The sequence below is a fragment of the Euzebyales bacterium genome (genome assembly GCA_036374135.1).
In the GTDB taxonomy this organism is placed as follows: Bacteria; Actinomycetota; Nitriliruptoria; order Euzebyales; family JAHELV01; genus JAHELV01.
This window is the reverse complement of sequence record DASUUK010000051.1, coordinates 1-26503: the sequence shown is the minus strand read 5'-3', so window position 1 is coordinate 26503 and position 26503 is coordinate 1. Positions and strand designations below refer to the sequence as shown.

Below are 26503 nucleotides of genomic sequence, written 5' to 3'. Positions count from 1 at the left end.
CTCCACGAGCGCAACCGCGACGTCTCCGACGAAGATGCTGTCGCGTTGGCGTACGAAGAGCTAGACGCCTACCGCGCAGAGCGCGACGCCAGCTAGCGCGCGACCCTGCGAGTGCCTCAGCCGCCGCTGTCGTGCTTGACGTCGGCGTGCTCGGCTCCGCGACCACCACACCACACGTGTCGACGGTTTGCGACGACGTGCGCGTGATGACGCCCGGCGCCCTACTCGACATGCTCGATGTCGATGACACACAAGCGGTCGCCACATCGCCTTGTCGAATCCGACGCGCCCGGCGAAACCACCTGATCGGCATCCGTTCGGACAGTCGTGCGCACCGACACGGGTCATCTGTCGGGGTCGGCTGCCTCAAACGACGCGGGGCGAGCGCACGCGCACCCGTATGCGCCAAGTGCATACAGCTGGCACACCTCCGCAAGGTCTGTGCAAGATCAATCAGCACGAACAAGCCGCTGGGCACATCTCGCATCACGCCGAGCGACCCGAACCCCGCCGCGAGTCGCAACGTCGCCGCAGTACGCACGCGATGCATACGTCTGGGTGTCGCGAATGCAAGTGCCGCGACAGGTCTGTCCGATATCCGTCTGCGTTCACGTGGCACCGACACCGTGATGCCGCGAGCACTCGAGGGGGATGCGATGGGCTCGACATGTACAGCTGCCGCGACGGGGGCACCTGCATGACCGCTCGGTCGACAGGAGCCAGGTTCAGAGCGTGCGAGTGGCCGCGACAGGAGTGGTCCCGTCAACGCTCGAAGCCGTCGTCATGCAGCTCCGGGCCGCGCTCGCCATCGCCGAGGCCGCGCTGGACCAGGACGTCACCGACCAGCCGACGGTCTACACCGTCGCCGACGTCGCACGCATCGTCGGCTGCAGCGAGGAGACCGTCCGGCGGCGCATCCACGCCGGGCAGCTCGACGCTGTCACGAGCGGCGCGCGCTGGCTCGTCAGCGCGGCGGCGCTTGACCGCTACCTGTCGGGCGACAGCTCGTCGAGCACCTCGGCGGCGTGAGCGCGCGCGTCGTCAGCCATGTGCCCGTAGAGATCGCTCGTCAGCCGCTGGGTCTTGTGGCGTAGCACGTACTGCACGTCGGTCAGGCTCTTGCCCGCCGCGAGCAGCGCGCTCGCGGTCTGGTGGCGGATGCCGTGCGGCGTCACGCGCGGCACGCCGGCCTGCGCGCACAGCGCGGTCAGCGGCTTGCCGATCGAGGTGCCGCGCAGCGGGGTGCCGGCGCGCGCCGTGAACAGCTGTCCGTGCTCCTGCCAGCCGTCCCATGCCGCCCACACGGCGCGCACCTCCAAGTGCCGGTTGACGGCGCTGACCGCGAACTCCGGCAGCGCGAGCCAGACATCGTCCTCGCCCTTGGTCGTCTTGATGACCCACCGGCCACCCTTGCGCCAGCTCAGGTTGCGGTGCACCCGAACCCGGGCGCGGGACAGGTCGACGTCGTCGACGTGCAGCGCGAGCGCTTCTGACGGCCGCAGACCGGTGCCGAGCTGGGCGAGCCACAGGTTGCCGTGCAGCTGTGGCGTCTCGGCCGCGACGGCGATGAACGCACCCGCCTGCGCATGGGTCCATGGCGTGACGTGCTTCGCGACGACGCGCGGGCCCTCCACACCGCGGGCGGGATTCCGGCCGATGAGGTCGCGCTTGACCGCCACGCTCAGCGCGACCGACAACGTGCGCAACGCCTTCTGCCGCCCGCGAGCACCGAGACCATCGTCGTCGAGCTCGTCGAGCCAGTCCTCGAGCAGGGTTGCCGTCAGGTCGGTCAGGCCGACGGTGCCGATGCGCGGCGTGATGTGCAGCCGCACCGACGACTCGTAGCCGTCCATCGTCTCCTCGGCGAGACGGCCGTTCGCGACGCGGCGCGGCAGGTACTCGGCCGTCCACCACGCGAGGAAGTCACCGAGCTTCTCGTCCGAGGTCCAGCCGGCCATCCGCTTGGCGCGCTTGGCGACCGCTTCCTCGACCGTCGGGGCGGTGACCGCGCGTCGCCTGCCGCTCGCGTCGTACCAAGGCGCGCCCCACCGCGCCCCGCCATCGATCGGATACAGCTTCCCTACTCGCACATGCGGAGGGTATGACTGCTACAAGAACTGCTACAGAGTTATCCACAGGTGCCGTGGGGCGGAGCGCATTTCCGCTGATCAGAGTGCGAGGCCGGGGCGGGAATCGAACCCGCGAATAAGGGCTTTGCAGGCCCCTGCCTTACCACTTGGCTACCCGGCCGGAACGGGCCACAGTGTACGCGCGGCGCCACGAACGGCCAGCACGCGGATGCGGCACCCCCGGCACCGTATCGGGCGCGAACGACGTGTACCGGACACGGCGGACACCGTCGACGGTGTCCGCCGTGTCCGGTACGAATCGCTCCGGCCCGGCGTCACTCCGTCCGGGAGCGTGCAGCCCACGCACGACGGAACGACTCGGCCGTCAGCGCCGCCCAGCCCAGCACGCCGACGACGCGGATCAGGCGGGGCAGGTCCCGACCGTCGAGCGGGTCGATCTTCGCGAACCGCCCGACCCTCGTGATCGAGTCGGCCAGGTGCTGGTCGGGCCGCAGACGCGGGGCGCGGTCGACGTGCGCGCGATCGACGCGCGCGCGGTCGGCGTCGTGGTCGGGCACGGTCACATGCGCTCGATCATGGCGTCGGCGAACTCGCTGGTCTTCAGCAGGGTGGCACCGTCCATCTGGCGCTCGAAGTCGTACGTGACCAGCTTCTCGGAGATGGCCGCCTCCATCGAGGAGACGATCATGTCCGCCGCCTCCGGCCACCCCATGCGCTGCAGCATCGACACGCCGGACAGGATGAGCGACCCGGGGTTGACCTTGTCCTGCCCCGCGTACTTCGGCGCCGTGCCGTGCGTGGCCTCGAACACCGAGACGCCCGTCTCGTAGTTGATGTTGCCCCCCGGCGCGATGCCGATGCCGCCGACCTGGGCGGCGAGCGCGTCGGAGATGTAGTCGCCGTTCAGGTTCATCGTCGCGATGACGTCGTACTCCGACGGACGGGTCAGGATCTGCTGGAGCATCGCGTCGGCGATGACGTCCTCGACGAGCAGCCTGTCGCCCGGGTCGCCACCGCAGTCCTCCCAGCTGACGGCGGCGTCCGAGAACTCGTCCTTGACGAGCTCATAGCCCCAGGAGCGGAACGCGCCCTCGGTGAACTTCATGATGTTGCCCTTGTGCACCAGCGTCACCTTGCGCCGGTCGTTGTCGAGCGCGTAGTTGATCGCCGCGCGGATCAGGCGCTTCGACCCGGTCTCGCTGATCGGCTTGATGCCCAGACCCGAATCCTCGCGGATGTCCCAGCCGTAGGTGTCGGCGAAGAACTTCAGCGCCTGACGCGCCTCGTCGGTGCCCTCCTGCAACTCCTTGCCGGCGTAGACGTCCTCGGTGTTCTCCCGGAAGATCACCATGTCGACCTTCTCGGGGTGCTTGACAGGGCTCGGCACGCCCTTGTACCAGCGCACGGGACGCAGGCACACGTACAGGTCGAGCTTCTGGCGGATGGCCACGTTGAGGCTGCGGAAGCCCTCCCCCACCGGCGTCGTCAGCGGGCCCTTGATGCCGACCAGGTGCTCCTCGAACGCGTCGAGCGTGGCCTGCGGCAGCCACTCGCCGACCTCGTCGTTGGCCTTCTCGCCGGCGAGCACCTCCGTCCACTCGATCCGGCGGTCGCCGTCGTACGCCTTGTCGACCGCGGCGTCGAACACGCGCACGGCGGCGGCCCAGATGTCCGGACCCGTGCCATCGCCCTCGATGAAGGGGATGATCGGCTCGTCGGGTACGCGCAGTCCGTCGCTGGTCTTCTCGATCTTGTCGGCCACCGTCACTCTCCTGTTGGTCACACCTGTGGCTGCATCTTGCCCCCACCGCGCGGTTCATCACCGTGCGCCGGTAACGGATCCACGATCGGCGAGCCTATCCGTCTCCGCCCACACGGCCCGAGCGTCCCGCTCACGCGGCAGAATGTCGGTCTGACCCGATGTCGAGCCTCTCTGGGACGAATGGAGCAACGATGGCAGCTGCGTCGCAGCGCGACGCGTTGACCGTCGAACGTCCCGCGACGGCGGACGTCGCCACCGCTCAGGGACGTGCGAGCTGGTTCGTGCACCTCGTATGGCTCGTCCTGCTGGCGGAGCTGTCGTGGGCGCTCAGCGCCGTGACGATCGCGATGCTCGGCGTCTTCTCACTGCTGCCGGTCGTGATCGCCACCGCGGTGCTGACGGCGGGCCTGTGGCACGTCACGCGCGGCGCGCGGGCCGTCGCCGACCCGATCGACCGTCGCGCGCGCTCGTGGGTGCGCGTGGCGGCCGTGGCGGTCGCGGTCGCGGCGACGGTGGTCAATGGCGCGCTGCCCGGCGAGCACATGCAGACCGGGCGCGACGGCGGCACGTACACGGCCACGGCCGGGTGGATCGTCTCGGACGGCGACCTGATCATCGATGCCGCCCGACCGCCGTTCGACGACACCGCAGGGCTCGGCTACTTCGCCGCGGGCTTCCACGAGATCGTGCCCGACGGCCCGCTCTACGCGCAGTTCATGCACGCCTTCCCCTCGATGATGGCGACGGTCGCTGCGGCCGCCGGACTCGACGTGATGGTGCGGGCCAACGCGCTGCTCGGCGGGTTGGCGCTGCTGCTGCTGTTCGCCTTCGCCGAGCGGGTGGTCCGGCCACTGCCGGCCCTGCTCGTCCAGGTCGCGTTGGCGGTCAACCTGGTGTTCATCTACTTCACCCGCGCCCCGTTCTCCGAGCTGCTCACGATGGGGATGATCTTCGGCGGGCTGTGGGCGCTCGACCACGCCGCGGACCGCCGCGACCGCGCGACCGGTGTCGTGGCCGGCATGGTGCTCGGTGGCGCGTTCCTGGCCCGGCTCGACGGGCTGGTCGTGCTGTTGATGCTGCTGCTGGCGTTGCTGCCACCCGCGGTCGTCGGTCGGATGCGCCGCGTCGCACCGTGGGTGCTCGCGGGCATGGGCGTCACCACCGCGATCGCGGCGGTCGATCTGTTCGTGTTCGCCCCGTTCTACGTCGAACTGCACGTGTCGTTCCTGGTGCCGCTCGCGCTGGCGTTCCTGGCCGTCGCAGGACTCGCGGCGCTCGCGCGCACCCGGCAGGGCAGAGCGCTCACGGCCGCCGTGCTGCGGCACCGCGCAAGGATCGCGCTCGGCCTGGCCGTCCTGATCGCGCTCGCAGGCATCGTCGCCTACGCCGTGCGCCCGTCGCTGCCACCCGCGACCTGGGACCGCACGACGCCCATCGGCTTCCTCCAGCAGCAGGAGGGCGAGCCGGTCAACGAGGCGCGCACCTACGCCGAGGACACGGCGCGGTGGCTGGCGTGGTACCTCGGGCTGCCCGCGCTGGCCGCCGGAGTGGCCGGCTGGGCGTGGATGACGCGGGACGTGGTCGCGGCTCGGATCGGCCGGCTGGTGCCGTTCCTGATGACCTTCAGCGGCGTGGCCGTGCTGTACGTGTGGAAGCCGTCGATCACGCCGGACCACATCTGGGCGGATCGGCGGTTCCTGCCCGTCGTCCTGCCCGGATTGCTGCTGTGCGCGGCCTGGCTGCTGGATCGGTTGTGGGCACGCGCCGGCGCCGGCACGCGCCGCCTGGTGGTGCGCGCGACCGTCGTCGCGGCGGCGGTCCTGGTGGTGGTACCGCCGGTGCTGACGACCCGGCCCGTCGCGGCGCTGCACGAGGAGGCCGGGTTCGCGGACCAGGTGACGCAGGCGTGCCGGCGACTCGGCGACGATGCCGCGCTGCTGCTGCTCGACGAGACCGGCTCCGCCATGCACTACCGCATGACGCAACCGCTGCGCGCGCACTGCGGCGTGCCCGCGGCGTGGGCCGACGAGGCGATCTCCAACGAGCGCATCCTGGAGCTCGCCGGCCGGGCGGGCGGGCGGACGCTGTACGTGCTCGCCGCCCGGCCGACGACGTTCGCGGGACGCCCGACGGGTGAACCCTTCGTCCTGCTGCAGCACCGCAGCACCAGGCTGGCGCCCACCTTGACGATGCCGCCGCAGACGCTCGAGAGCTATGGTCTGGATGTGTTCGCCGCTCCGGTGGAGGCGCGGCGCTGAACGCCGCCGGGCGCTCGATGGACGCGACACCGACGATGACGACGAGGGGTGAGGCAGCCGACATGGGATCAGCGGCGACCGACTCGGCCGCCACTGCCACCGCGGCAGGACGGAGCGCCGCCGCGGTGACGCGCCTGCGGGCGCTGGCCGCGCTGTGCCGACCGAGGCAGTGGATCAAGAACGTGCTCGTGCTGGCCGCGCCGGTCGCGGCGGGACGCATCCTCGACCCGTCGACGGTCGGGCGCGCGCTGATCGCGGTGGTCGCCTTCACCCTGGTCGCATCCGGCGTGTACTGGGTGAACGACGCCGTCGACGCGCACACCGATCGTCTGCACCCGACCAAGCGGCACCGCCCGGTCGCTTCGGGGCGTGTCGACCGCCGCACGGCGCTCGTCGGCGGTGCGGCGTTGCAGATCGCCGCCATCGTGCTGTCGTGGCTCGCCATCGGCCCCGCGCTGGCCGCGGTGATCGTCGTCTACGCGGCGCTGCAGTTCGCCTACAGCGTCCAGCTCAAGCGCGTGCCCGTCGCCGAGCTGATGATCGTTGCATCCGGATTCGTGATCCGGGCGCTCGCGGGAGGCGTGGCCACGGACATTGCCCTGACCGAGTGGTTCCTGATCGTCACGAGCTTCGCCGCGCTGTTCGTCGTCGCCGGCAAGCGCTACGCCGAGTCGATCGCCATGGGCGAGCTGGCGGGCGAGCACCGCGCGGTCCTCGAACGCTATCCGCAGGCGTTCCTCCAGCAGGTCGTGGGCGTGTGCCTGGCCGTGACACTGCTGGCCTACTGCCTGTGGGCGTTCCGCACGTCCACGCTCGTGACCGGAAGGACGCCCAGCCTCTGGGTCGCGTTGTCGGTCGTGCCCGTCACGCTCATCGCACTGCGCTACCTGCTGCTCGTCGCGGCCGGGCGCACGGGTGAGCCCGAGGACCTGATCCTGCGCGACCGGGTCACGGCGCTGGGCGTGCTGGCGTCGGGCGCGATGGTGCTGTTCGGGCTGTACGGCTGATGCCGCCCGCGATCCTGGCGGGCTGGGGACGCACCACCGCGAGTGCGTCGCAGGTCGTCCGCCCGCCCGCCGATGCGGATGCTGCGCCACCCGACGACCCCCGCGGGGTCGTGGCGCGCGGGAGCGGCCGCAGCTATGGCGACGCCGCGCAGAACGCGGGTGGCGTGGTCGTCGCCATGCGCGCCCGCCACCGGCTGCACGCGTTCGATGCAGCCGCCGGCACCGTGCGGGTCGATGCAGGGATCACCCTCGACGAACTGCTGCGCGCGGTGGTGCCGCACGGGTGGTTCCTGCCGGTCGTCCCGGGCACGAGGATGATCACCGTCGGTGGCGCGATCGCCGCCGACGTGCACGGCAAGAACCACGTGGCGGCCGGCAGCCTGCGCCGGCACCTGCGGGGCTTCACCCTGCTGCTGGCCGACGGGACCAGGCGCTGGGTGACACCCGACGACCACGAGGTCTTCGCCGCGACGCTCGGGGGCATGGGGCTGACGGGCATCGTGCTGGACGCCGAACTGACGCTGCGACGGATCGCCACGGCCTGGGTGCGCGCGCGGACCACGGTCACCACCGATCTGGCCGCGACGATCGCGGCGCTGGATGCGGCCGACGACGAGTACCGCATCGCGACACTGGACCTCGGTCAGGCTGGCCCGCGCATGGGTCGCGCGATCGTCGAGACGGCCACCCACGCGTCGGTGGACGACCTCACGGATCGCGAGCCGGGCCTGACCGCATACGGGCCCCGGGCACCGGTCACCGTGCCGGACGCCGTCCCACCGGGCCTGCTCAACCGGCTGTCCGCGCGGATGCTCAACGCCGTGTGGTTCGCACGTGCTCCGCGGCGCCCACGGGTCCACCTCGTCGACCTGCCCACCTTCTTCCATCCGCTCGACGCCGTCGGTCACTGGAACCGGCTGTACGGTCCACGAGGCTTCGTGCAGTACCAGTTCGCCGTGCCGCTCGGTCATGAGGACGCGCTCGCGCGCGTCGCCCAGCGGCTGGCAGCCGACCCGTGCCCCACGTTCGTCGTGGTGCTCAAGCGGCTGGGACCCGGCGGCGGCATGCTGTCGTTCCCACAGGAGGGATGGACGCTGGCCGCCGACATCCCGGCCGGCACGGCCGGGCTGGCGCGTCTGCTCGACACCTGCGACGACGACGTGTGCGAAGCTGGGGGCAGGGTGTACCTGGCGAAGGACGGCCGGCTGCGGGCCGACCGCATGCCGGTCATGTACCCGGAGCTCGACCGTTGGCGTCAGGTCCGCGACCGCATCGATCCGACCGGTCGCTGGCGCTCGGACCTCGGACGCAGATTGGGGTTGTGCACGTCATGAACGATGCGTTGGGTGTGCCCGGCACGGTCGTGCTGATGGGCGGCACGTCCGACATCGGCCTGGCCATCGTCGGCCGGCTGGTGGCCGCCGGGACGACGACGGTCGTGCTCGCGGGCCGCGATGCCCGTTGCCTGGACGCCACCGCCACAGAGCGCGTGCCCGCCGCCGCCAAGACCCACACGGTCGTCTACGACGCCGACGACGTCGCCGGTCACACCGCGGTCGTGAACCAGATCGCCGAGCAGGTCGGCGACATCGATCTGGTGATCTGCGCCGTCGGTGTGCTGGGCGACCACGCGGCCATGGTGGACGACCCGGTGCTGGCGGCCGGAATCATGCACAGCAGCTACGTCGGCCCTGCGGCCACGCTGCTGGCCGTCGCCTCCCGCCTGCGCCAGCAGGGTCACGGGCGGATCGTCGTGCTGTCGTCGGTGGCTGGCGAACGCGTGCGGGCCGCCAACTTCGTGTACGGCTCGGCCAAGGCAGGGCTCGACGGCTTCGCCCAGGGACTCGGCGACGCGCTGGCGGGTACCGGCGTGCAGGTGCTGATCGTGCGCCCCGGCTTCGTACGCACCCGTATGACGAGCCACCTGCCCGACGGGCCGTTCGCAACGACCGCCGAGCAGGTCGCCGACGCGACGGTCCGGGCGCTCCAGCGTGGCGACGACCTCGTGTGGGTGCCCGGCGTCGTGCGCTGGGTCATGGCGGTCCTGCGCCATCTGCCACGCCCGGTGTTCCGCCGCCTGTCCGGCTGAGCCGTCGCACCATGGACCGGGCCGTGAGGTCACCGGCGGTCATCGCCGCCATCGTGGCGGTCGTCGCACTGGCGATCGTGCTGCACGGCCTGGAGCTCGCGAGCCTGCGGCGGGTGTCACACGACGACACCATCAGCTTCCTCGCCGCGACGGGCCACCAGGGCGAGTTCCAGCGCGTCGTCGACGAACGGCTGGAGCCCGTCGCGCAGTGGGTGCCGGCATCGCGCTGGCAGGCGATGACGCGCATCGAGCAGCCACTGCCGCTCGTGACGATCGCCCGGGACCTCGGTCACCACGACATCCATCCGCCGGTCTACTTCTGGCTGCTGCACGTCTGGTCGTTGCTGGTGGGCGTGCACCTGTGGACCGGCCCCCTGCTCAATGTGCTGCTGCACGTCGCGACCGCCGTCGTGCTGTGGCGACTGGCGCGCCGGGTCCTGGGCTCGGCCCTGGCCGCGTGGGGGGTCACCGGCGTGTGGGCCACGCTTCCGGCGGTCGTCGAGACCGTCGGGTCCAGCCGGCAGTACAGCCTGGCCGCCCTGCTGTCGGTGCTGGTCGCGGCGGCATTCCTGCGGGCGCGCGACGAGCCGACGACGGCAGCAGCGCTCGCCGCGCTCATGACGTGGACCGCGCTGGGCATGCTGACGCTGTACACGTTCGGGCTGGTGGTGGCGGGGCTCGGCATCGTGTGCGCCGCCGACCTCCTGCGCGCCGAGCGACGTCGTGCGGCAGTGCGCTGCCTCGGCGCGATCGCCGTGGGCGGCATGGTGTTCCTCGCGGGACAGCCGTGGTTGCGCGAGATGCTCGCCCGTCAGCGCGACCAGGCCGAGGAGTTCACGGTGGCGCTGATGCTCCTGCGCTTCCGGCTGCTGCGCGAGGGCCTGCCGAGCTTCGCGGTCGCCGACCTGCCCACCACCGCGGGGCTCGCGCTGCTGGCGGGCGCCGCCGTGCTCGCGGTGTTGGCGTGGCGGACGCGTCCGCAGGCGCGTCCCGTGGTGCTCCTGGCGGTGTGGTTGCCGACCGCCCTGGCGGTCGCGTTCCTCGCCGCGGTCAGCCCCGGTGCTGCATGGCAGGCGCGCTACTTCAGCATCGCCCTGCCCTTCGTCGCGTTCCTGCCCGCGGCGGCGTGGCCCGCGCTGCGCGTCCTGCTCGCTGGACTCCGCCCGGTGGCCGCCATCGCGATCGCCACGTTCGTCGCCGCGGCCGTGGTCAACACGTCGGCGTTCGCCGCGGCGGCGAACGCTCCACCGGCCGAGACCCTCGACGGCCCCAGTCCGGCCGTGCTCGACAACATGGCCCGCGGCGTGCTCCTGCGCATCCTGTGGGACGCGCCACCGGACCTGCCCGTGTTCGCCGCCGATCAGGAGACACTGCTCGCCACCACGGACCGGTGGCTGCGGTGCGCGCCGGATCTGCCGTGCCACGCACGGCCGGTGACGCTGGCCACGCAGGTGCAGTACGAGGCCACCGCGGCGGGTCAGGAGGCACTGCTGTCGGCCGCGCGCGAGGTGCGGCGGGTGTCGCCGGCACCCGCCATCGACGCGATCTCCGAGCGCTACCGGCTGTCGGCACCCACGGCGGTCGCATCATCGACGGGCGAGGACGCGCGGGACGTCGCCGTCCAGGCCGGTGCACGATCGCGCACGGCGAGCACGATGATGCAGACGAGCACGAGGGCGCGGAGCACAGCCGCGCCGGCCAGCGCCGGGTACGGCGCCGACGGCGAGTAGCCGGCCCGGAACCCCAGGTACCAGAACTCGGTGAGGTACACCAGCGCGTCCGTCACGACGAACGCGGCCAGCGGCCACGTCCGTCGTGACGTGGCCACCAGCAGTGGCATCAACCACAGGTCGAACTGGGGCGAGTACACCTTGCTCGTCAGCAGGAACCAGGCGATCAGGGGGGTGAGCAGCACCCATTCGCGACCGGCGTGTCGCGCCCAGCCGATCGCGACGATGGCGACGGCACCGACCGCGAACGCGACCGCGCCCCACAGGTTGCGCTGCGCGACCGACGTGTGCACCAGGTCGAGCTCGGCCGCGACGGTCCACGACGCCGCGAACGTGCCGAGCCGCTCTGACGAGAACGTGTAGAACTCCGCCCAAGGCTCGAACGCGACGATCGCGACGGGCACGTTGACGACCAACCACGCGCCGGCCGCGCCGCCGAGCAGCCGTGTGACGTCGGCCACGGCACCCCGGCGCAGGTGCGCCAGCGCGAACAGCGGCAGCGCCAGCCCCGGGAACAACTTGGCAGCGGTGCCGAGCCCGACGGCGATGCCGGCGCTCAGCGCGCGACCCCGCTGATGCCCCGCGATGGCGACCATCAGAAGGAACATCGCCAGCAGGTCCCAGTTGTGGCCCACGTACAGGACCAGCGGCGGGGCGAGAGCCCACCACCACAGGCGGCGGTGCGGCACGCCGATGCGGGCCAGGACGGCCAGGATGCCCAGCGCGAGCGCGCCGTTGACCAGCGTGACCGCCGTGAGGAACACAGATGCCGAGCCCGTGGATCCCACCAGCGCGCGTGCGACCGCGCCCTCGAACCAGATCTGCGCCCCAGTCAGCACAGGGTACTCCAGCGCGGAGTCCAGATACGGGACAGCGCCCGCCGACACCTCCCGGATCGTCCAGAAGGGCACGACATCGGTGTAGCACCCGGTCGTGTACTGCTCGCCACCGTGCCAGGCGCCATCCACGTAGCAGTGCGCCTTGAACATCCATCCGGCGACGACGATCAGTGCCGCGGCCAGCAGCATGCCGACCGGCACGACGACACGTTGGGCGTCGCCGACGTGCTCGCCGGTCTCCATGCAGGTTCCTCCGGTGGTTGTGCCGGCCATCGGTGGGCCAGTCGTACGGACGTCGGTCGTGTCACGGCCACGACGCGTTAGTCTGCGCTGCGATCAGTCATGACCACATCCTTCATCGAGCACCTGCCGACCGCGCACTACCGCTCGTCACGCGACGAGCGCTCCACTGCAGCCGTGCTCCGTGCGACGCTGGCCGAACTCGACGACCGAGGCTACGCGTCCGCGTCGCTGCGGACCATCGCCGCCCGCGCCGAGGTGCCGCTCGAGACGGTGTTCTCGCAGTGGCGCTCCAAACAGCACCTGGTCCATGACGCGATCGAGCACCTCGCGGCGTCGCAGCCCCGTCCCGAGACCGGCGATGTCCGCACCGACCTGCTGCAGGTGGCCGAGGCATTCATCGAACTGCTGACCCACGCGGGGGCCGCGCAGGTGCTGCGGTCCATGGTCGCGGCGGTCGACGGCGACGGCGCCGCCGGCGTGGCGTTGCGCATCGGCGTGCTCGGAGAACGCCGAGCGGTCGTGCGCCGCATCGTGGAGCGCGGCCAGCGGCGCCAGCAGTTCCCGTCGTCGGTCCACCCCGGACTGGTGGCCGACGCACTCATCGGCGGGGTCGTGTACCGGCTGCTGGTCTCCAACGAGTCCCTCAACACCCGTACCGCCGCCGGCCTGGTCGACGCGATCGTCGTCGGTCAGACCGACGCCTGAGGCTGCTCACCGCGGGGGCCTGGGCGCCCCTGCCCCGTTCGAGCGCCGCGAGCAGTGTGGCCTTGTCGTCGACGAACCGCTTGTCGGTCACGACGTCGGTGCCCCGCGGACGTGGCAACCGCACGGGCAGGCGCTCGACGATCCGCGCCGGACGATCCGACAGAACGACCACCTCGTCGCACAGCACGAGGGCCTCCTCGATGTCGTGCGTGACGAGCAGCACCGTCCGCGGGTCGTCCGCCAGCACCTGCTGCAGCCAGCCGTGCATGTCGCGGCGGGTGATGGCGTCGAGCGCACCGAACGGTTCGTCGAGCAGCAGGACGTCGCGCCCGCACAGGAACGTCCGCAGCAGCGCGAGGCGTTGGCGCATGCCGCCGGACAAGGTCGCCGGCCACGCGTGCTCGAACCCCGCGAGGCCGAAGCGGTCGAACAGCGCACGTGCCTGCCGCTCCGCCTCGCGCCGATCCGTGCCGGCGATCTCCGCGCCGACAACGGCGTTGCCCAGGGCACGCCGCCACGGCAGCAGCAGGTCGCGCTGGGGCATGTAGGCCGTGCCTCCCGGAGCGCCGACCACCGAACGTCCGTCGATCGTGACCGTCCCGGCGTCGGGCACCAGCAGGCCGGCAAGCACCCGCAGCACGGTGCTCTTGCCGCACCCGCTGGGTCCCACCAACCCGGTGAAGGAGCCGGGCGGCACGTGCAGGGACAGGTCGTCGAGCACGTCGACGTCGCCGAAGCGGTGACGCAGCCCCGAGACCTCGATCACGGCGGGATCCGTGCTCCGTGGCGACCCCGGTCAACCACTCGGCGCAGCCGACGGGGCCGACGCTTCGCCCTCCGCGGAGGACGCGGCGGCCGGAAGGAAATCGTTCGTCCAGGACGCGTCGACGGCGACGTCGCCGGACAGGATGCCCGCCTCGGTCAGGAACGCGGTGAAGTCGGTCCACACCTGCGGGTCCTGCACGCCCCACGCACCGTCCGGCGCGTACTCCGGTGCCAGGTACTCCGCGCTCGCGCGGACCAGGTCCTCGTCGAGCTCGGGTGCGGCGGCCAGCAGCGCGTCGGACGCGGCCGACGGGTCGCTGGCCGCGACCTCGTACCCACGGGTCGTCGCCTCCATGAAGGCCGTGACGATCTCCGGATCGTCCTCGATCAGCGACTCCGACGTCGCGAGCAGCGGTGTGTACCAGTTGGGGATGCAGTCGAAGTGCTCGTCGAAGGGGATCGACGTGGTGTCGACACCGGCCTGCGCGAGCCTGATGCCGTCCCAGCCGTCGAAGATCCAGACGAAGTCGTAGAAGTCCCGCTCCAGCCCCGCGCGGTAGTCGACGTTGCCGACCTCGACGAAGTCGACCGCTCCGGGATCGCCTCCGTCACATTCCACGAGCCGGCTGACGAGCTCGGTCTCGAGCTCACCACCGAAGCCGCCGTAACGGTGCCCTGCCAGATCCGCAGGCCGCTCGACGCCCTCGTCGGCCAGCATGACCAGGCTGGAGGTGTTGGTCGGGATGATCGCGGCGATCGACACGACCGGCGCGCCCTGGGCGCGCGCCGGCAGCAGTTGCTCCTGCACCGACACCGCGAAGTCGGCGTCACCGGAGGCGAGCGCCGGCAGGCCGCCCTGCTCACCGGGCTGGATGATCTCGACGTCGAGTCCCTCGTCCCCGTACCAGCCGTTCGCCTCCGCCAGGTACAGCCCGGAGTGGTTCGTGTTCGGGGTCCAGTCCAGCATCACCGTGACGTCCCGCGGTGCGCTGTCGTCGGCGTCCGTCGACGTGGTCCCGGTCGTGGCCGCCGGCTCGCTGCCGGTGCCGGCAGCGTCCGTCGTCGCGGCCTCGCCGCCGCACGCGGCGGCCAGCACGGCCAGCACGGCCAGCACGGCCAGCACCGTCACCCGGGTCGTTCTCCGGTTCATGTGCGCTTCCTCTGTTCGCGTTCGACGCGCTGCCACGGCGCGGCGATCCTCGACAACAGGTCGACGATTCCGAACAGCGCGACACTGAGGACCGTGATGACCGCGACGCCGACGAACACCCGATCGACACGGAACGACCGCTGCGACCGGGTGAGGAACAGGCCGAGACCACTGCTGGCTCCCACCCATTCACCGATCACCGCACCCGCGATCGCGTACGCCGACGCGATGCGCAGGCCGGCGAAGAAGGCCGGGGTCGCGGCCGGGATCAGGACCATGCGCAGGATCTCACGGCGTCCCGCCCCCATGCTGCGCAGGAGGTCGATCTGTTCAGGATCGGTCGACGCCAGGCCCTGCACCGTCGAGATGGCCACGGGGAACACGGCGATCAGCGCGACCACCACCACCTTGGGCGTCAGGCCGAACCCGAACCACAGCACAAGCAGCGGTGCGAGCACCACCATCGGTACGGTCTGGCTGGCGACCAGCAGCGGATACGTCAGCCGCCGGAACACGGGCACGGCCCAGACGGCGACGGCGAGCACGACCCCGGCGAGCGCACCGATGACGATGCCGACGAGCGCCTCGGTCACCGTGGTCACGATGTGCTCGCCCAGCAGCGGGCGGACCTCGCCGAACGCGCGCAGGATGGCCGACGGGGGCGGCAGGATGTAGGCGGGCGTGCCGAGCACGCGCACGCTGACCTCCCAGCAGAGCAGCAGCACGGCGATCAACGCCGCCGGCGGAACCCACCGTTCGACACGGATCCTGTCCGCCACGCGCGCCTACCCCGACGGCGGCGCGCCCGGTTCGACGGAGGACCCGGCGGGCCCCCTCCACCCGCCGGGATCCTCCGCTACGCCCGGGTCGCCGTCGCGCTCGGCGCGGTCGGGCGTGGCGCGGAACTTGGCCGTCAGATCCTGCATCCGGGGCGTCCGCTCCGGATCGGAGGCGCCCGCCACCTTGATCACGGTCACCGCCGAGTCGGCTCCGGCGGCGAGGCAGGTCTCGTGCACCCGCCGCAGCAACGGCCAGACGTCGTCGGCATCGCCCTGCAGGGTCGTGCCGAGCGCGCCGACCTCGTAGGTCACGCCGGAGTGTTCGATCTCAGCGATCGCCGCCTCGACGTGGGCGTGACGGTTGTCAGGCGTGCCCGGCGGCGTCGGCAGGCACTGGATCTCGGCCAGGATCATGCCGGGACCTCCTCGTCGGTCGTCGACCTGTCCTCGGCGCGCGAGTCGCGACGCTCGCCGCCCGGGCGGACGACGAGCAGCACACCATCGTCCAGCGCGACCGTCGCGCGGGGCGCCGCCAGCTCGTTGCTCACGCCGCGGCTGGAGAGCGGCTCGAGCATCTCGTCACGCAGTGGATAGCGCAGGCCGTCGGTGACCACGCCGTGTGCCGGCCCGTCGATCGCGAACAGCGACACGACGCTGCCCGGCTCCCCTGTCATGGTGTGGCGGTCGCGCACGACCGTCACCTCGGCGTCGCCGATCAGCGCCCGGACACACATCGCCGCGTAGCGCGGCGCCGCGAGGACCAGCAGGTTCGCCAGCGCATGGTCGAGCCGTCCGCCACCGCCGGAGACGACCACCACGCTGTCGGCGCCAACGTCGAGCGCGCGGTCGAGTGCCAGCACGATGTCAGTCTGGTCCTTGGCGCGCGGATGCCGTTCGATCTCCAGGCCGTCACGCGCCAGCGCCGCCGGATCGGCGCTGTCGAAGTCGCCGACGACGACATCGACGGTGAACCCGAGCTCGTCGGCAACGTGCAGCCCGGAGTCGGCAGCGATGACGTGGCCGACCGGGCCGATGCGTTCGGCGAGCGCCGGATCGACCGTGTCGCCGCCAGCGACGACGAGAACGACGGCCGATGGGTCCCTCTGCACGTGCCGTACCCTCCCTTCGCTGGCATTACCCAGATCAGGTTCCTGCGGGTCGGCGGCGCCTGCATCCGCCCTCTCAGCCCGGTTGCCCGAGCTCCCCGGTGTGATGTGCGCCCACCATAGCAGCCGACCACGGGCGCGCGGTAGGCGTCGCACACGCGAACGGCACGACCTTCGTGGGTCGCGCCGTCGGAAGAGCTCCGGGGGCGGGACTCGAACCCGCAACCTATCGGTTAACAGCCGAGCGCTCTGCCAGTTGAGCTACCCCGGACCGATGCAGTCGTCAACCCTAGCAGTCGCCACCACCTCGTGAGCGCGTGGCACGGGGCGTCGCGGTCACCTCGAGCCCATCATCGCAGGGCACGGTCGCGACGGCCATTGACAGGCCGTGCGTCGCCCCGCCCCGCGGCGCGTCGGCCACGTGCCCGCCGTTCCACGGCCAGGTGCGGCGGTACCATCGCGCGGGGGCCCGTAGCTCAGTGGTCAGAGCAGGGGACTCATAATCCTTTGGTCGCAGGTTCGATACCTGCCGGGCCCACCTCCTCGGCCACGGCGCCGCGCCGTCGGTCGGGCGCCGCGCCCGCCGCATGCGACGGCGTGCTGACAGATGGCGCTCTCACCGCCCTGCGGGCAGCCGCCGCGCCGGCCGACGGCCAGTGCGTCGCCACGGGCGTCAAGACCCTGGGTGGACCCACGATCGCCGCCGCCGCCAACGGCGACCTGCTGCGCTCGAACGTGGTCGACTTCGTGATCCGCGACCACGCGTTCAACAACGCCGACGAGACCGAGGCGCTGCTGGGGATCACCATCTGCGAGTGACCCTGTCACCGCCACGGACGCGCACCTGCGTCCTCGGCCGTCCACCGGATCCGGTGGCGCCGCTGTCGTTGGGGGTGGCCCACCGAGCCGTCCCGGTGTCGCAGTTCTCGACCGGATGGGTTGTAGCGTCGCGCTTGCGGAAAGATCACGCACCACACCACAACGAGGGAGCACGGATCCCATGAAGTTCCGCTTCGGTCTGATCATCGGTCTCGCGATCGGCTACGTGCTCGGGGCGCGGGCCGGCTACGAGCGCTACCAGCAGATCCAGTCGACCTGGCGTTCGGTGCGCGGCTCCGAGCCCGCGCAGCGCCTCGGCACCGAGGTGCGTGGCCTCGCCGACCGCACCAGCAGCCGGCTGGAGGAGAAGGCCTCGCGCGGCGTCGACCAGCTCAGCAACCAGATGCGCTCCGACGACGGCGGCGGCGCCACGAGCGAGATGGACCGGATGCGCTAGGGCCCGGTCACCCCGGGTCCACCCACCGGCGTCGCGTCACAGGTAGTCGCGCAGCACGTCGCTGCGCGACGGATGGCGCAGCTTGGCCAGGGTCTTCAGCTCGATCTGCCGCACCCGTTCACGGGTGACCCCGAACGCCTGTCCGACCTCCTCGAGCGTGCTCGGACGCTCGCCGTTCATGCCGAACCGCAGCCGGATCACCTCCTGCTCCCGGTCGGTCAGCTCGTGCAGCACGTTCTCGAGCTGCTCCTTGAGCATGGTGCCGCTCACGGCATCGACCGGCATCACGGCGTCGTCGTCGGGGATGAAGTCGCCCAGGCTGGCGTCCTCCTCCTGACGCAACGGCGCCTCGAGGCTGACGGGCTCCTGGCTGAGCGCCTGGATCTCACGCACGCGCTCGACGTCGATGCCGAGCTCCGCGGCGAGCTCCGCCTCGGTGGGCTCGCGACCCAGGTCCTGCACCATAGTGCGCTGCGCGCTGAACAGCCGGTTCATCGCGTCGCGGACGTGGGCGGGAACACGGATGGTGCGCGCCTGGTCGGCCAGCGCCCGGCTGATCGCCTGGCGGATCCACCACATCGCGTAGGTCGAGAACCGGTAGCCACGGCGATGATCGAACTTCTCGACCGCGCGGATCAGACCGAGGTTGCCCTCCTGCACCAGGTCGAGCAGATGCATGCCCCGATGCTGGTATCGCTTGGCGATCGAGACGACCAGACGCAGGTTCGCCTCGACCAGCCGCTTCTTGGCGGTGCGGCCCTGACGCGCGATCAACCGCAGGTTCGCGGTGCGTTCCGGCGACGCGTCACCGGCGGCCAGCAGTCCCTCAGCCTCGAGTCCCGCCTCGACGCGCTTGGAAAGATCGACCTCTTCGTCCGCCCGCAGCAGGCGCACGCGGCCGATCATGTTCAGATACGAGCGCGTGGCGTCATTCGCCGATCCGGAGTCCAACGACCGCGCCGAACTCATCGTGGGGTCGTCCGGCCCCCGGAACGGAGCTCAGTTGCGGTGCTGTCGCGTGGCACGTGCACCCCGTCCGCTACCCATCAGCCGCCCTCTACCAGCACGTGACGCTCGCGCACGAGCCGCTCCTTCTCGGCACTCAGCTCCCGTAGGCGCTTCCCGTCCACCGCTGCGTTCAGCCGGGCGAGTTGCACGCTGATCTCGGCGATCCTCCGCGCGAGTGTCGCGGCCCGTAACCGCATCACGTTCTCTGCCAGCTTATGCGGGTCGGCGGGTGTCGTGGGAGGGGCAACCGCCAACGCCCGGATCCGGGCGCGCGTCTGATCGTCCGGCAACCGCTCGAGCACGTCCGACAACCGGTGCCACGTACCGTTCGTCAACGCTGCGAACAACGTGCGGGACGCCGGCGCCGTGAAGTCCTCGGCCGTGACCTCCGTCCAGCCGTCGACCTCGACCTCGGGATGTTGGATCGCCGCCTGCAGCACGGCGCGCTCGAGCCTGAGCTGCGGATCGCGCGGCTGTGCGCCCGCCGTCCGCACCGGGTCCACCGGCGCCGAACGCGGTGTCGCACGGGACCCCCCGCCGGCCGCGAGATGTTCATCGAGCTCCCGCTCGATGAGGTCCGCCGACAGACGCGCCGCAGGGGCGACGATGTCCCGGATGTAGCTGTACCGCAGGAAGCGGTCGTCGAGTTGCGCGAGCAGCGGGAACGTCCGCCGGTACGCGTCGACCTGGCCTTCCGGCGTCGACGTGTCGGCCTGGGCCAGCAGGTACGCGATCTGGAACTCGACGGCGGTCGCCGTGGCTGCGAGGGCATCCTCGACCCGCGCGGGACCGGAGGCGGCCAGCTCCGCAGGATCCTGACCCTCGGGCAGCGACAGGACCCCGACCTCACGGATGCCCTGCTCGACGGCCAGGGCCCGCGCGCGATCGGCGGCCTGGTACCCGGCGTGGTCGGCGTCGAGCGCCAGTATGACGCGGCGCGCGAACTTCTCGAGCTGACCGAAGTGCTCGGCGGTCAGCGCCGTGCCGCACGTCGCAACGGTGTGGGTCGCCCCGGCGGAGTGCATGCCGATCACATCGAGGTAGCCTTCGACGACCACCGCCGTGTCACGGCGCTGGATGTCCGCGCGGGCCCAGTTGAGCCCGTACAGCACACGCGACTTCCGGTAGACCTCCGTCTCCGGCGAGTTGATGTACTTGGGCGCGTGCTGGTCGCGGCCGGTCGTCCGCAGGTCGAGACCGGGCACGATCCGGCCGCCGAACGCCACGACGTCGCGGCCACTCGCGTCGAGGATCGGGAAGATCACCCTCCCACGGAAGCGGTCCACCAGCCCCCGGCGACCGCGGGTCGCCAGCCCGGCGTCGGCGATCTCCTGCTGCCCGAAGCCCTCGGCGGTCAGGTGACGGACGGTGTCCTCCCATGCATCGGGCGCCCAACCCACCTGGAAGTGCTCGGCCACCTCGCGGGTCAGGCCGCGCCGGGTCAGATAGGTCCGCGCTGCCTCACCCGCCCCGGTCAGCAGCTGGGCCGAGAAGAACGTCCGCGCCTCGCCCAGGCACTCGACGAGCCGGGTCCGCCGGCCCAGCGCGCGGCGCTGTCCGGGCGACAGCTCCTCGTAGCGCAGGGTCACGCCTTCGATGCGCGCCAGACGTTCGACCGCCTCCGGGAACGTCAGCGCCTCGATGCGCTGGAGGAAGTCGTACACGTCGCCACCGGCGTCGCAGCCGAAGCAGTGGAAGAAGCCCCGCGCCGGGTCGACGAAGAACGACGGGGTCCGCTCGTCGTGGAACGGGCACAGCCCCCGCAACCTGCTGCCACTGCGCTTGAGCGCGGTGTAGTCGCTGACGACCGCCGCAAGGTTGGCACGCTCACGCAGGGACTGGACGTCCTCCTCGTTGATCCTGCCCGCCACGCGCGCTCCTGTCGTGCACGTACGAATATGCCAGCTGTGCCGGTGGCATGATCGGTGCATGCTCGGCTCAGCTCATCGTGGGCGCGGTGACGCGCGCGGCCCCGACGACGAGGCAACGGATCAGCCGGCTCCGGACACCGACGCCGCGGAGCCGAACGGTCCGCGTCAGCCACTGGCCTTCGAGCCCGGTGACGACGACGGCTGGCACGAGCTGGCGCGGGGGTACCGGCTTGCCGGCCTGTTGCTGAGCGCGCACCGCATGGGTCTGTTGCGGCTGCTCTCGGACGGCGAGGTCCAGCAGGTCGACGCGATGGCGACGCACCTGCTCGCCGACCGCAAGCTGCTCGCCGACATCTGTCGTGCGCTGCGCGCGACCGGGCTGCTCGAGCAGGTCGCCGACGGCTGGCGACTGACACCGGCGGGCGCCCGGCTGGCGAGCGATCACGTCGCGAGCCTCGAGCTTGACGCCATGGCCGAGGACTACCGGCGCTGGGGTGAGCTCGACCGTCACGCGCGGACGCTGTGGCGCGACGGCCGCACCGAACCCGACAGGCACGGCGACGCCGATGTGGACAGCAGCGTGCAGGCGGCCCGGCGCTACGCGCGGCGCATGAGCAGCCGGCGACGGCTGCAGGCCGCCAGGCTCGTGGGCGGTGTCGAGCCGACGCGTCCGGTCACGGTCCTCGACGCGTGGGGCGGTGACGGCTACGTCTCCCGTGAGATCTGCGCATCGTGGCCACACGCGACCTGCACGGTGCTCGAGATCCCGACGGTGGCGCGCATCGCCGGCGAGGCCTGCGCCGGCCACCCGCGCATCGCGGTCGTGGCGGGCGACGTGCTCACCGGCGATCCGGCCGCGGCGCTGGGGGGTGGGACGGTCGACGTGGTCGTCCTGTCGCACGTGCTCCAGAGCCTCACCGAACGGCGTCGACGGGAACTGTCCGCCCAGATCGCACGGGTCCTGGCGCCGGGGGGGTGCTTGCTGTCGAGCGAGTTCGTGCTGCGCTGGAACGATCGCGACTCACTCGACGTGCTGCTGTGGACGGTCGCGCGCACCGCTGCCAACTGGCAGGGCGACGCGCTGTCGGCGTCGGAGCAGGACCTGCTGCTGCGGGGCAGCGGTCTGGCCGCCGTCGCGTCGTGGTGGGTCACGCGCTCGAGCCGGGCCGTGCTCGGCGTCAAGCCGGCCGCCGGGGTCGAGCCGGCGCTGCGTCCCGTGGCCGCCGGCACGCGGTGACACCGTTCGAGGAGCCGACCCGCGCGCTGCGGCTGTCGGGTTCCGGCGTGAACACGTCCCGGGCGTCTGCCCGCCCGCGCCCCGGGTTGCGAGCGCACGTCGCACCGACCATCGTGGACATGACCGCACACCCGAGGAGCGCTGACATCGTGGAACGCGTGACGCTGCGCGAACTGGCAGTGGCGACCCGGACCGCCGACGCGCTTGTCTACACCGTCGGCATCGCCGGCGTCGTCGCCGGTGGGCTGCTGCTGCGGGGCGGATCGACAGGGTTCGCGCTGGTGGCGTGGGTGCTGACGTTCGTCGCCGGCGCGGCGCTGCGACTGCTGTCGGCCATCACCCGCGGCATCGCCGACATCAAGCGCGGGCTCGAGGTGCAGCAGGATCCGCCGTCGCCCGTGCCGCCACCCCCCGACCCGGACGCGCCACCGGACCCCTATCGCCGCTGGGGCGGGTGGCACTGACGCCCACGCGCCGACCGGGGAGACCTGTCAACACCGAACCGGCGACAGCTCCCCACGTGAGCGCCCCACGCGCCGACCGGGGAGACCTGTCAACACCGATCGGCCGACATCTCCCCAGCCGGCGGCCTGACCGGGCGGTCAGCAGCGCGGGAGGCGCTCCGACAGGTAGCCGGTCAGCTGGTCGATGGCTACGCGGTCCTGCGCCATCGTGTCGCGGTCGCGCACGGTGACCTTGCGGTCCTCCTCGACCGTCTCGAAGTCGACCGTCACGCAGTACGGCGTGCCGATCTCGTCCTGGCGGCGGTAGCGGCGCCCGATCGCACCCGCGTCGTCGTACCGCGTGACGAACAGCGGCTTGAGCAGATCGTTGACCTCGTGGGCGGTCGGCACGAGCTTCTCGTTGCGCGACAGCGGGAGCACGGCCACCTTGATCGGCGCCAGTGCCGGGTGCAGCTTCAGCAGGGTCCGGCGTTCGACCTTGCCGCTGGCGGTCGGCGCCTCGTCCGTGCGGTAGGCGTCGACCAGGAACGCCAGCGCGCTGCGATCCACGCCGGCGGCCGGCTCGATGACGTAGGGCACGTAGCGCTCGTCGTTGGCCTGGTCGAAGTAGGACAGGTCGCGGCCCGAGAACTCCGAGTGCCGCCGCAGGTCGAAGTCGGTGCGGTTGGCGATGCCCTCCAGCTCGCTCCACGCGAACGGGAACCGGTACTCGACATCGACGGTCGCCTTGGCGTAGTGGCTGAGCTCGTCGGCGGCGTGCGGGCGGATGCGCAGGTTCTCCGGGCGCATGCCGAGGTCGACGTACCAGTCCCACCGCTGGGCGATCCAGTAGTCGTGCCACGCCTCGTCGGTGCCCGGGCGCACGAAGAACTCCATCTCCATCTGCTCGAACTCACGGACCCGGAAGATGAAGTTGCGCGGGGTGATCTCGTTGCGGAAGCTCTTGCCGACCTGCGCGATGCCGAACGGGATCTTCTGGCGGCTCGTCAGCTGGACGTGAGCGAAGTCGACGAACATGGCCTGCGCGGTCTCGGGGCGCATCCACACCTGCGCGCTCGTGTCCTCCGTCGGACCCACGAAGGTCTTGAACATCAGGTTGAAGGCCTTGGGGTCCGTGAAATCCTTGTTGCCGCAGTTGGGGCAGAAGATCTCGCCCGCCTTGTTCGGCTCGAGGTGGTCGGCCCGCCAGCGCTGGTTGCAGTTGGTGCACTCGACGAGCGGATCGGTGAAGCCCTCGACGTGACCCGACGCCTCCCACACGCGGGGGTGCATCAGGATCGACGCGTCGAGCTGCACCACGTCGTCACGCAGCTGCAACATCGAGCGCTTCCACGCCGCCTTGACGTTGTCCTTCAGCGCCGCACCGAGTGGACCGAAGTCCCAGGCGCCCCGCAGTCCGCCGTAGATCTCCGACGAACCGAAGATGATCCCGCGCCGCTTGCACAGCTCGACGATCGTGTCCATCGTCACGTCGTGCGGTCCGGCGACGGTGTCGGCGTCGTCCGCGACGACGGTGTGCGTCCGGGTGAACTCCGGGGGTAGGTCTGTCGGGGTGGCCACGTCGATCCTCCGATATGCAAAACCGGCCCCCGGGTGGCTCCGCGGGGACCGCGACGTCCGCCATCATACGGTCGCGACATCGACCGGGAGACAGCGGCGGCGGCCCACGGACCGCCGAGTTGATGCGCCACGACCACGGGAAGGCCCGGCTGATGCAATCACATCCGTCCCTGACGGCGAGCCTGCTGCGCCTGGTCGGCGCCGCCGAGGACGCGTTCCGCGTCCATCGTGTGCGCCGCAAGGTCGAGCGCGACAAGCTCGATCCGGTGGAGCTGCTCGCGCACCGCGGCTACGGGACGCCGAGGTGGCTGCGGCTGCAGGCGAGGGTGCTCGAGGCGCGGGGTGTGACACCTGGCGCGGTGACCGATGCGTGGTGGCGCAACGTCGCCGCCACCTACAACCGCCTCGTGTCCTCCGAGATCCCCGGTGCCGTCGTCCGCGCCACGATCGACGACCAGCGGGTCACGGCGACGACCAACTTCGAGGGCTACGTCCAGTTCGAGCTCGACAACCCGTCGCCCCATGCGACCGGCTGGCACGACGTGCAGCTGGAACTGCTCGGTCCCCTGGGCGCGGGACAGGAGGAGTGCCGCGTCGCCGCGCACGTGCTGGTGCCCGATCCGGCCGCCGAGGTCGGGATCATCAGCGACATCGACGACACGATCCTGCACACCGGACTGACCGAGACGGCCGGCATGCTGCGCACCACCCTGCTGCACAACGCGACGACACGGCTGCCGTACCCGGGTGTCGCGGCCTTCTACCGGGCGCTGCACTCCGGAGAGGGCCGCTGGCAGCGGCCGATCTTCTTCGTCTCGGGCAGCCCGTGGAACCTGTACGACATGATCACGCGGTTCATGGCCCTGCAGGACATCCCGCCCGGGCCGCTGTTCCTCAAGGACTGGGGCATCGACGAGCACAAGTTCATCCGCGAGGACACACACGACTACAAGCTCGCCCGCATCACCATGCTGCTCGAGACCTATCCGGAGCTGGATTTCGTGCTGATCGGCGACAGTGGGCAGGAGGATCCGGAGATCTACGCCGACGTGATCACGCGATGGCCCGACCGCGTCAGGGCGGTCTACATCCGCGATGTGACCGCCCACCGCTCGCGCGACGAGGCCGTGCGACGCCTGCTGCGCACGCTCGCCGACCACGACGTGCCCGCGGCGTTCGGCGCATCCACCCTCAGTGCCGCCGCCGATGCGGCGCAGCGCGGCCTCATCACCGAGGCCGGCCTCGAGGACGTCCGGCGCGAGACGTCCGAGGATCGCGCCGAACGCTGACGGACCTGGTGACCGTACGTACGCCGTCGTTGTGGTCAAGGACGAGCCCGGTCTGCTTGGCACGGCCGCGAATTCTGGTAGCGTCCCACGAGGCTGGTCGTAGAGAAAGGCGCGCGATGTCGGAGCAGCCGCTGATCGCGATACGCGGCGTCAACAAGTGGTTCGGCGACCTCCATGTGCTGCGCGACATCAACCTCGAGATCGGCCACCGCGAGGTCGTCGTCGTGATCGGGCCGTCGGGCTCGGGCAAGTCGACCCTGTGCCGGGCGATCAACCGGCTCGAGCCCATTCAGGAGGGCGAGATCACGATCGACGGCGTGACCCTGCCCGAAGAGGGCAAGGAGCTCGCGCGCCTGCGGGCCGACGTCGGCATGGTCTTCCAGCAGTTCAACCTGTTCGCGCACAAGACCATCCGCGAGAACGTGACGCTGGGTCCGATCAAGGTGCGCAAGCAGAGCAAGAAGGACGCTGACGCGCTCGCGCAGGAGCTGCTCGAGCGCGTCGGCGTCGCCAACCAGGCCGACAAGTACCCGGCCGAGCTGTCCGGTGGACAACAGCAACGTGTCGCGATCGCACGGGCGCTCGCGATGAGGCCGAAGGCGATGCTGTTCGACGAGCCGACATCGGCCCTCGACCCCGAGATGATCGCCGAGGTCCTCGACGTGATGCTTGAGTTGGCGGAGGAGGGTACTACGATGGTCGTAGTCACCCATGAGATGGGGTTCGCGCGCTCGGCCGCCCGCCGTGTGGCGTTCATGGACGAAGGGCAGATCGTGGAGATCGCGCCACCGGACAAGTTCTTCGACAACCCGGAGACGGCCCGTGCGCAGGACTTCCTCTCAAAGATCCTGGCACACTAGCTGGAAGGAACCAGCAATGCGAACACGACGACTGCGGGTCCTCGGACTCGTCATGATCCTCATGCTGCTGCTGGCAGCCTGCGGTGGCGGCGGTGAGGAGGCCGAGGAGGGCGGTGCCACCAGCGAGCCGGCTGGGGCCACGAGCGAGGCCGACGGCGCCGAGACCACGGTCGGCGCCGACGCTGAAGGCGTCCAGGCGCTCCGTGATGCCGGCACCGTGCGGATCGGCGTCAAGTACGACCAGCCGTTGTTCGGCGTCAACACGCCGAGCGGCGTCGAGGGCTTCGACGCCGAGATCGCCAAGCTGATGGTCGAGGGCATCTTCCGGGACGGCGATCCCGAGAGCCACATCGAGTTCACCGAGGCCGTGTCGGCCAACCGGGAGCCGTTCCTGCAGAACGACGAGGTCGACATG

General features: G+C 71.1%; 25 protein-coding genes, 3 tRNA genes, 1 pseudogene and 1 riboswitch. Of the genes and pseudogenes, 15 read left to right on the top strand and 14 right to left on the bottom strand.

Annotation, left to right across the window (positions count from 1 at the left end):
* The first annotated feature begins 783 nt into the window (after positions 1 to 783).
* The gene (locus VFZ70_08865; protein ID HEX6255907.1) at positions 784 to 1029 is read left to right on the top strand and encodes a helix-turn-helix domain-containing protein; all 246 of its coding nucleotides are present in this window, start codon (positions 784 to 786) and stop codon (positions 1027 to 1029) included.
* Here the strand turns inward: VFZ70_08865 and VFZ70_08860 are convergent.
* The 4 genes from VFZ70_08860 to icd all read right to left on the bottom strand — a co-directional run bounded on the left by VFZ70_08860 (position 987) and on the right by icd (position 3852).
* The gene (locus VFZ70_08860; protein HEX6255906.1) at positions 987 to 2090 is read right to left on the bottom strand and encodes a site-specific integrase; all 1104 of its coding nucleotides are present in this window, start codon (positions 2088 to 2090) and stop codon (positions 987 to 989) included. The two genes, VFZ70_08865 and VFZ70_08860, sit on opposite strands and share 43 nt — an antisense overlap.
* An 88-nt stretch (positions 2091 to 2178) precedes the next feature.
* Positions 2179 to 2250 (bottom strand) — tRNA-Cys (locus tag VFZ70_08855).
* A 154-nt stretch (positions 2251 to 2404) separates the two neighbouring features.
* Positions 2405 to 2653 carry a hypothetical protein gene (locus tag VFZ70_08850; protein HEX6255905.1) on the bottom strand — a complete coding sequence of 83 codons (249 nt, stop codon included), beginning with the start codon at positions 2651 to 2653 and terminating at the stop codon, positions 2405 to 2407.
* Positions 2650 to 3852, bottom strand: a complete 1203-nt coding sequence (gene icd / locus VFZ70_08845) for an NADP-dependent isocitrate dehydrogenase (GenBank protein HEX6255904.1) — start codon at positions 3850 to 3852, stop codon at positions 2650 to 2652. Before icd ends, VFZ70_08850 begins: the two co-directional genes overlap by 4 nt.
* Before the next feature lie 191 nt (positions 3853 to 4043).
* Between icd and VFZ70_08840 the strand changes: the two genes are divergently transcribed.
* The 5 genes and pseudogenes from VFZ70_08840 (at position 4044) to VFZ70_08820 (ending at position 9970) form a co-directional block, all read left to right on the top strand.
* The gene (locus VFZ70_08840; GenBank protein ID HEX6255903.1) at positions 4044 to 6110 is read left to right on the top strand and encodes a hypothetical protein; all 2067 of its coding nucleotides are present in this window, start codon (positions 4044 to 4046) and stop codon (positions 6108 to 6110) included.
* Positions 6111 to 6145: 35 nt separating this feature from the next.
* Positions 6146 to 7117, top strand: coding sequence for a decaprenyl-phosphate phosphoribosyltransferase (locus VFZ70_08835; protein HEX6255902.1), 972 nt, complete (start codon positions 6146 to 6148; stop codon positions 7115 to 7117).
* Positions 7117 to 8451 carry an FAD-binding oxidoreductase gene (locus tag VFZ70_08830; protein ID HEX6255901.1) on the top strand — a complete coding sequence of 445 codons (1335 nt, stop codon included), beginning with the start codon at positions 7117 to 7119 and terminating at the stop codon, positions 8449 to 8451. The genes VFZ70_08835 and VFZ70_08830 overlap by 1 nt, the downstream gene beginning before the upstream one ends.
* Entirely contained in the window at positions 8448 to 9206 is a 759-nt protein-coding gene (locus tag VFZ70_08825; protein ID HEX6255900.1) for a decaprenylphospho-beta-D-erythro-pentofuranosid-2-ulose 2-reductase, read from the top strand. Before VFZ70_08830 ends, VFZ70_08825 begins: the two co-directional genes overlap by 4 nt.
* Before the next feature lie 11 nt (positions 9207 to 9217).
* Positions 9218 to 9970: pseudogene (locus VFZ70_08820) on the top strand (glycosyltransferase family 39 protein).
* 791 nt (positions 9971 to 10761) lie between these two features.
* Here the strand turns inward: VFZ70_08820 and VFZ70_08815 are convergent.
* Positions 10762 to 12018 carry a glycosyltransferase 87 family protein gene (locus VFZ70_08815; protein ID HEX6255899.1) on the bottom strand — a complete coding sequence of 419 codons (1257 nt, stop codon included), beginning with the start codon at positions 12016 to 12018 and terminating at the stop codon, positions 10762 to 10764.
* Between the two features lie 99 nt (positions 12019 to 12117).
* Between VFZ70_08815 and VFZ70_08810 the strand changes: the two genes are divergently transcribed.
* Positions 12118 to 12723: a TetR/AcrR family transcriptional regulator C-terminal ligand-binding domain-containing protein gene (locus tag VFZ70_08810; GenBank protein ID HEX6255898.1), complete on the top strand. Its 606-nt coding sequence runs from the start codon at positions 12118 to 12120 to the stop codon at positions 12721 to 12723.
* Here the strand turns inward: VFZ70_08810 and VFZ70_08805 are convergent.
* The 6 genes from VFZ70_08805 to VFZ70_08780 all read right to left on the bottom strand — a co-directional run bounded on the left by VFZ70_08805 (position 12662) and on the right by VFZ70_08780 (position 16794).
* Positions 12662 to 13489 (bottom strand): ABC transporter ATP-binding protein, encoded by an 828-nt coding sequence (locus VFZ70_08805; protein HEX6255897.1) that lies wholly within the window; start codon positions 13487 to 13489, stop codon positions 12662 to 12664. The two genes, VFZ70_08810 and VFZ70_08805, sit on opposite strands and share 62 nt — an antisense overlap.
* A gap of 30 nt (positions 13490 to 13519) precedes the next feature.
* Complete coding sequence (locus tag VFZ70_08800; protein ID HEX6255896.1) at positions 13520 to 14638, bottom strand: ABC transporter substrate-binding protein; 1119 nt, start codon at positions 14636 to 14638, stop codon at positions 13520 to 13522.
* The gene (locus VFZ70_08795; protein HEX6255895.1) at positions 14635 to 15417 is read right to left on the bottom strand and encodes an ABC transporter permease; all 783 of its coding nucleotides are present in this window, start codon (positions 15415 to 15417) and stop codon (positions 14635 to 14637) included. The genes VFZ70_08800 and VFZ70_08795 overlap by 4 nt, the downstream gene beginning before the upstream one ends.
* A gap of 6 nt (positions 15418 to 15423) precedes the next feature.
* Positions 15424 to 15831 carry a thiamine-binding protein gene (locus VFZ70_08790; GenBank protein HEX6255894.1) on the bottom strand — a complete coding sequence of 136 codons (408 nt, stop codon included), beginning with the start codon at positions 15829 to 15831 and terminating at the stop codon, positions 15424 to 15426.
* Positions 15828 to 16526: a thiamine diphosphokinase gene (locus tag VFZ70_08785; protein HEX6255893.1), complete on the bottom strand. Its 699-nt coding sequence runs from the start codon at positions 16524 to 16526 to the stop codon at positions 15828 to 15830. The genes VFZ70_08790 and VFZ70_08785 overlap by 4 nt, the downstream gene beginning before the upstream one ends.
* Positions 16521 to 16634, bottom strand: a riboswitch (TPP riboswitch). Its footprint overlaps the gene before it by 6 nt.
* Before the next feature lie 87 nt (positions 16635 to 16721).
* A tRNA-Asn gene (locus VFZ70_08780) sits at positions 16722 to 16794 on the bottom strand.
* Positions 16795 to 16988: 194 nt separating this feature from the next.
* Here VFZ70_08780 and VFZ70_08775 point away from each other — a divergent pair.
* From VFZ70_08775 to VFZ70_08765, 3 genes are all read left to right on the top strand, one after another.
* Positions 16989 to 17061, top strand: a tRNA-Ile gene (locus tag VFZ70_08775).
* A 59-nt stretch (positions 17062 to 17120) separates the two neighbouring features.
* Positions 17121 to 17342 (top strand): hypothetical protein, encoded by a 222-nt coding sequence (locus VFZ70_08770; GenBank protein HEX6255892.1) that lies wholly within the window; start codon positions 17121 to 17123, stop codon positions 17340 to 17342.
* Between the two features lie 181 nt (positions 17343 to 17523).
* Positions 17524 to 17799: a hypothetical protein gene (locus VFZ70_08765; GenBank protein HEX6255891.1), complete on the top strand. Its 276-nt coding sequence runs from the start codon at positions 17524 to 17526 to the stop codon at positions 17797 to 17799.
* Between the two features lie 36 nt (positions 17800 to 17835).
* Here the strand turns inward: VFZ70_08765 and VFZ70_08760 are convergent, their stop codons facing one another.
* Both VFZ70_08760 and dnaG read right to left on the bottom strand, forming a co-directional pair.
* On the bottom strand, positions 17836 to 18768 hold the full coding sequence (locus tag VFZ70_08760) for an RNA polymerase sigma factor (protein HEX6255890.1): 933 nt from the start codon (positions 18766 to 18768) through the stop codon (positions 17836 to 17838).
* Between the two features lie 77 nt (positions 18769 to 18845).
* Positions 18846 to 20678, bottom strand: a complete 1833-nt coding sequence (dnaG, locus tag VFZ70_08755) for a DNA primase (protein ID HEX6255889.1) — start codon at positions 20676 to 20678, stop codon at positions 18846 to 18848.
* A gap of 58 nt (positions 20679 to 20736) precedes the next feature.
* Here dnaG and VFZ70_08750 point away from each other — a divergent pair, with 58 nt between their 5' ends.
* Together VFZ70_08750 and VFZ70_08745 are read left to right on the top strand one after the other, a co-directional pair.
* On the top strand, positions 20737 to 21915 hold the full coding sequence (locus VFZ70_08750; GenBank protein HEX6255888.1) for a class I SAM-dependent methyltransferase: 1179 nt from the start codon (positions 20737 to 20739) through the stop codon (positions 21913 to 21915).
* Between the two features lie 149 nt (positions 21916 to 22064).
* The gene (locus tag VFZ70_08745; GenBank protein ID HEX6255887.1) at positions 22065 to 22379 is read left to right on the top strand and encodes a hypothetical protein; all 315 of its coding nucleotides are present in this window, start codon (positions 22065 to 22067) and stop codon (positions 22377 to 22379) included.
* A 138-nt stretch (positions 22380 to 22517) separates the two neighbouring features.
* Here VFZ70_08745 and VFZ70_08740 read toward each other — a convergent pair whose 3' ends face one another.
* Positions 22518 to 23939, bottom strand: a complete 1422-nt coding sequence (locus VFZ70_08740; GenBank protein HEX6255886.1) for a glycine--tRNA ligase — start codon at positions 23937 to 23939, stop codon at positions 22518 to 22520.
* Positions 23940 to 24091: 152 nt separating this feature from the next.
* Here VFZ70_08740 and VFZ70_08735 point away from each other — a divergent pair, with 152 nt between their 5' ends.
* The 3 genes from VFZ70_08735 to VFZ70_08725 all read left to right on the top strand — a co-directional run.
* The gene (locus tag VFZ70_08735) at positions 24092 to 25228 is read left to right on the top strand and encodes a phosphatase domain-containing protein (GenBank protein HEX6255885.1); all 1137 of its coding nucleotides are present in this window, start codon (positions 24092 to 24094) and stop codon (positions 25226 to 25228) included.
* Between the two features lie 131 nt (positions 25229 to 25359).
* Complete coding sequence (locus VFZ70_08730; protein HEX6255884.1) at positions 25360 to 26088, top strand: amino acid ABC transporter ATP-binding protein; 729 nt, start codon at positions 25360 to 25362, stop codon at positions 26086 to 26088.
* A gap of 16 nt (positions 26089 to 26104) precedes the next feature.
* The coding region (locus VFZ70_08725) for a hypothetical protein (GenBank protein ID HEX6255883.1) at positions 26105 to 26503 on the top strand (399 nt) is incomplete at its 3' end.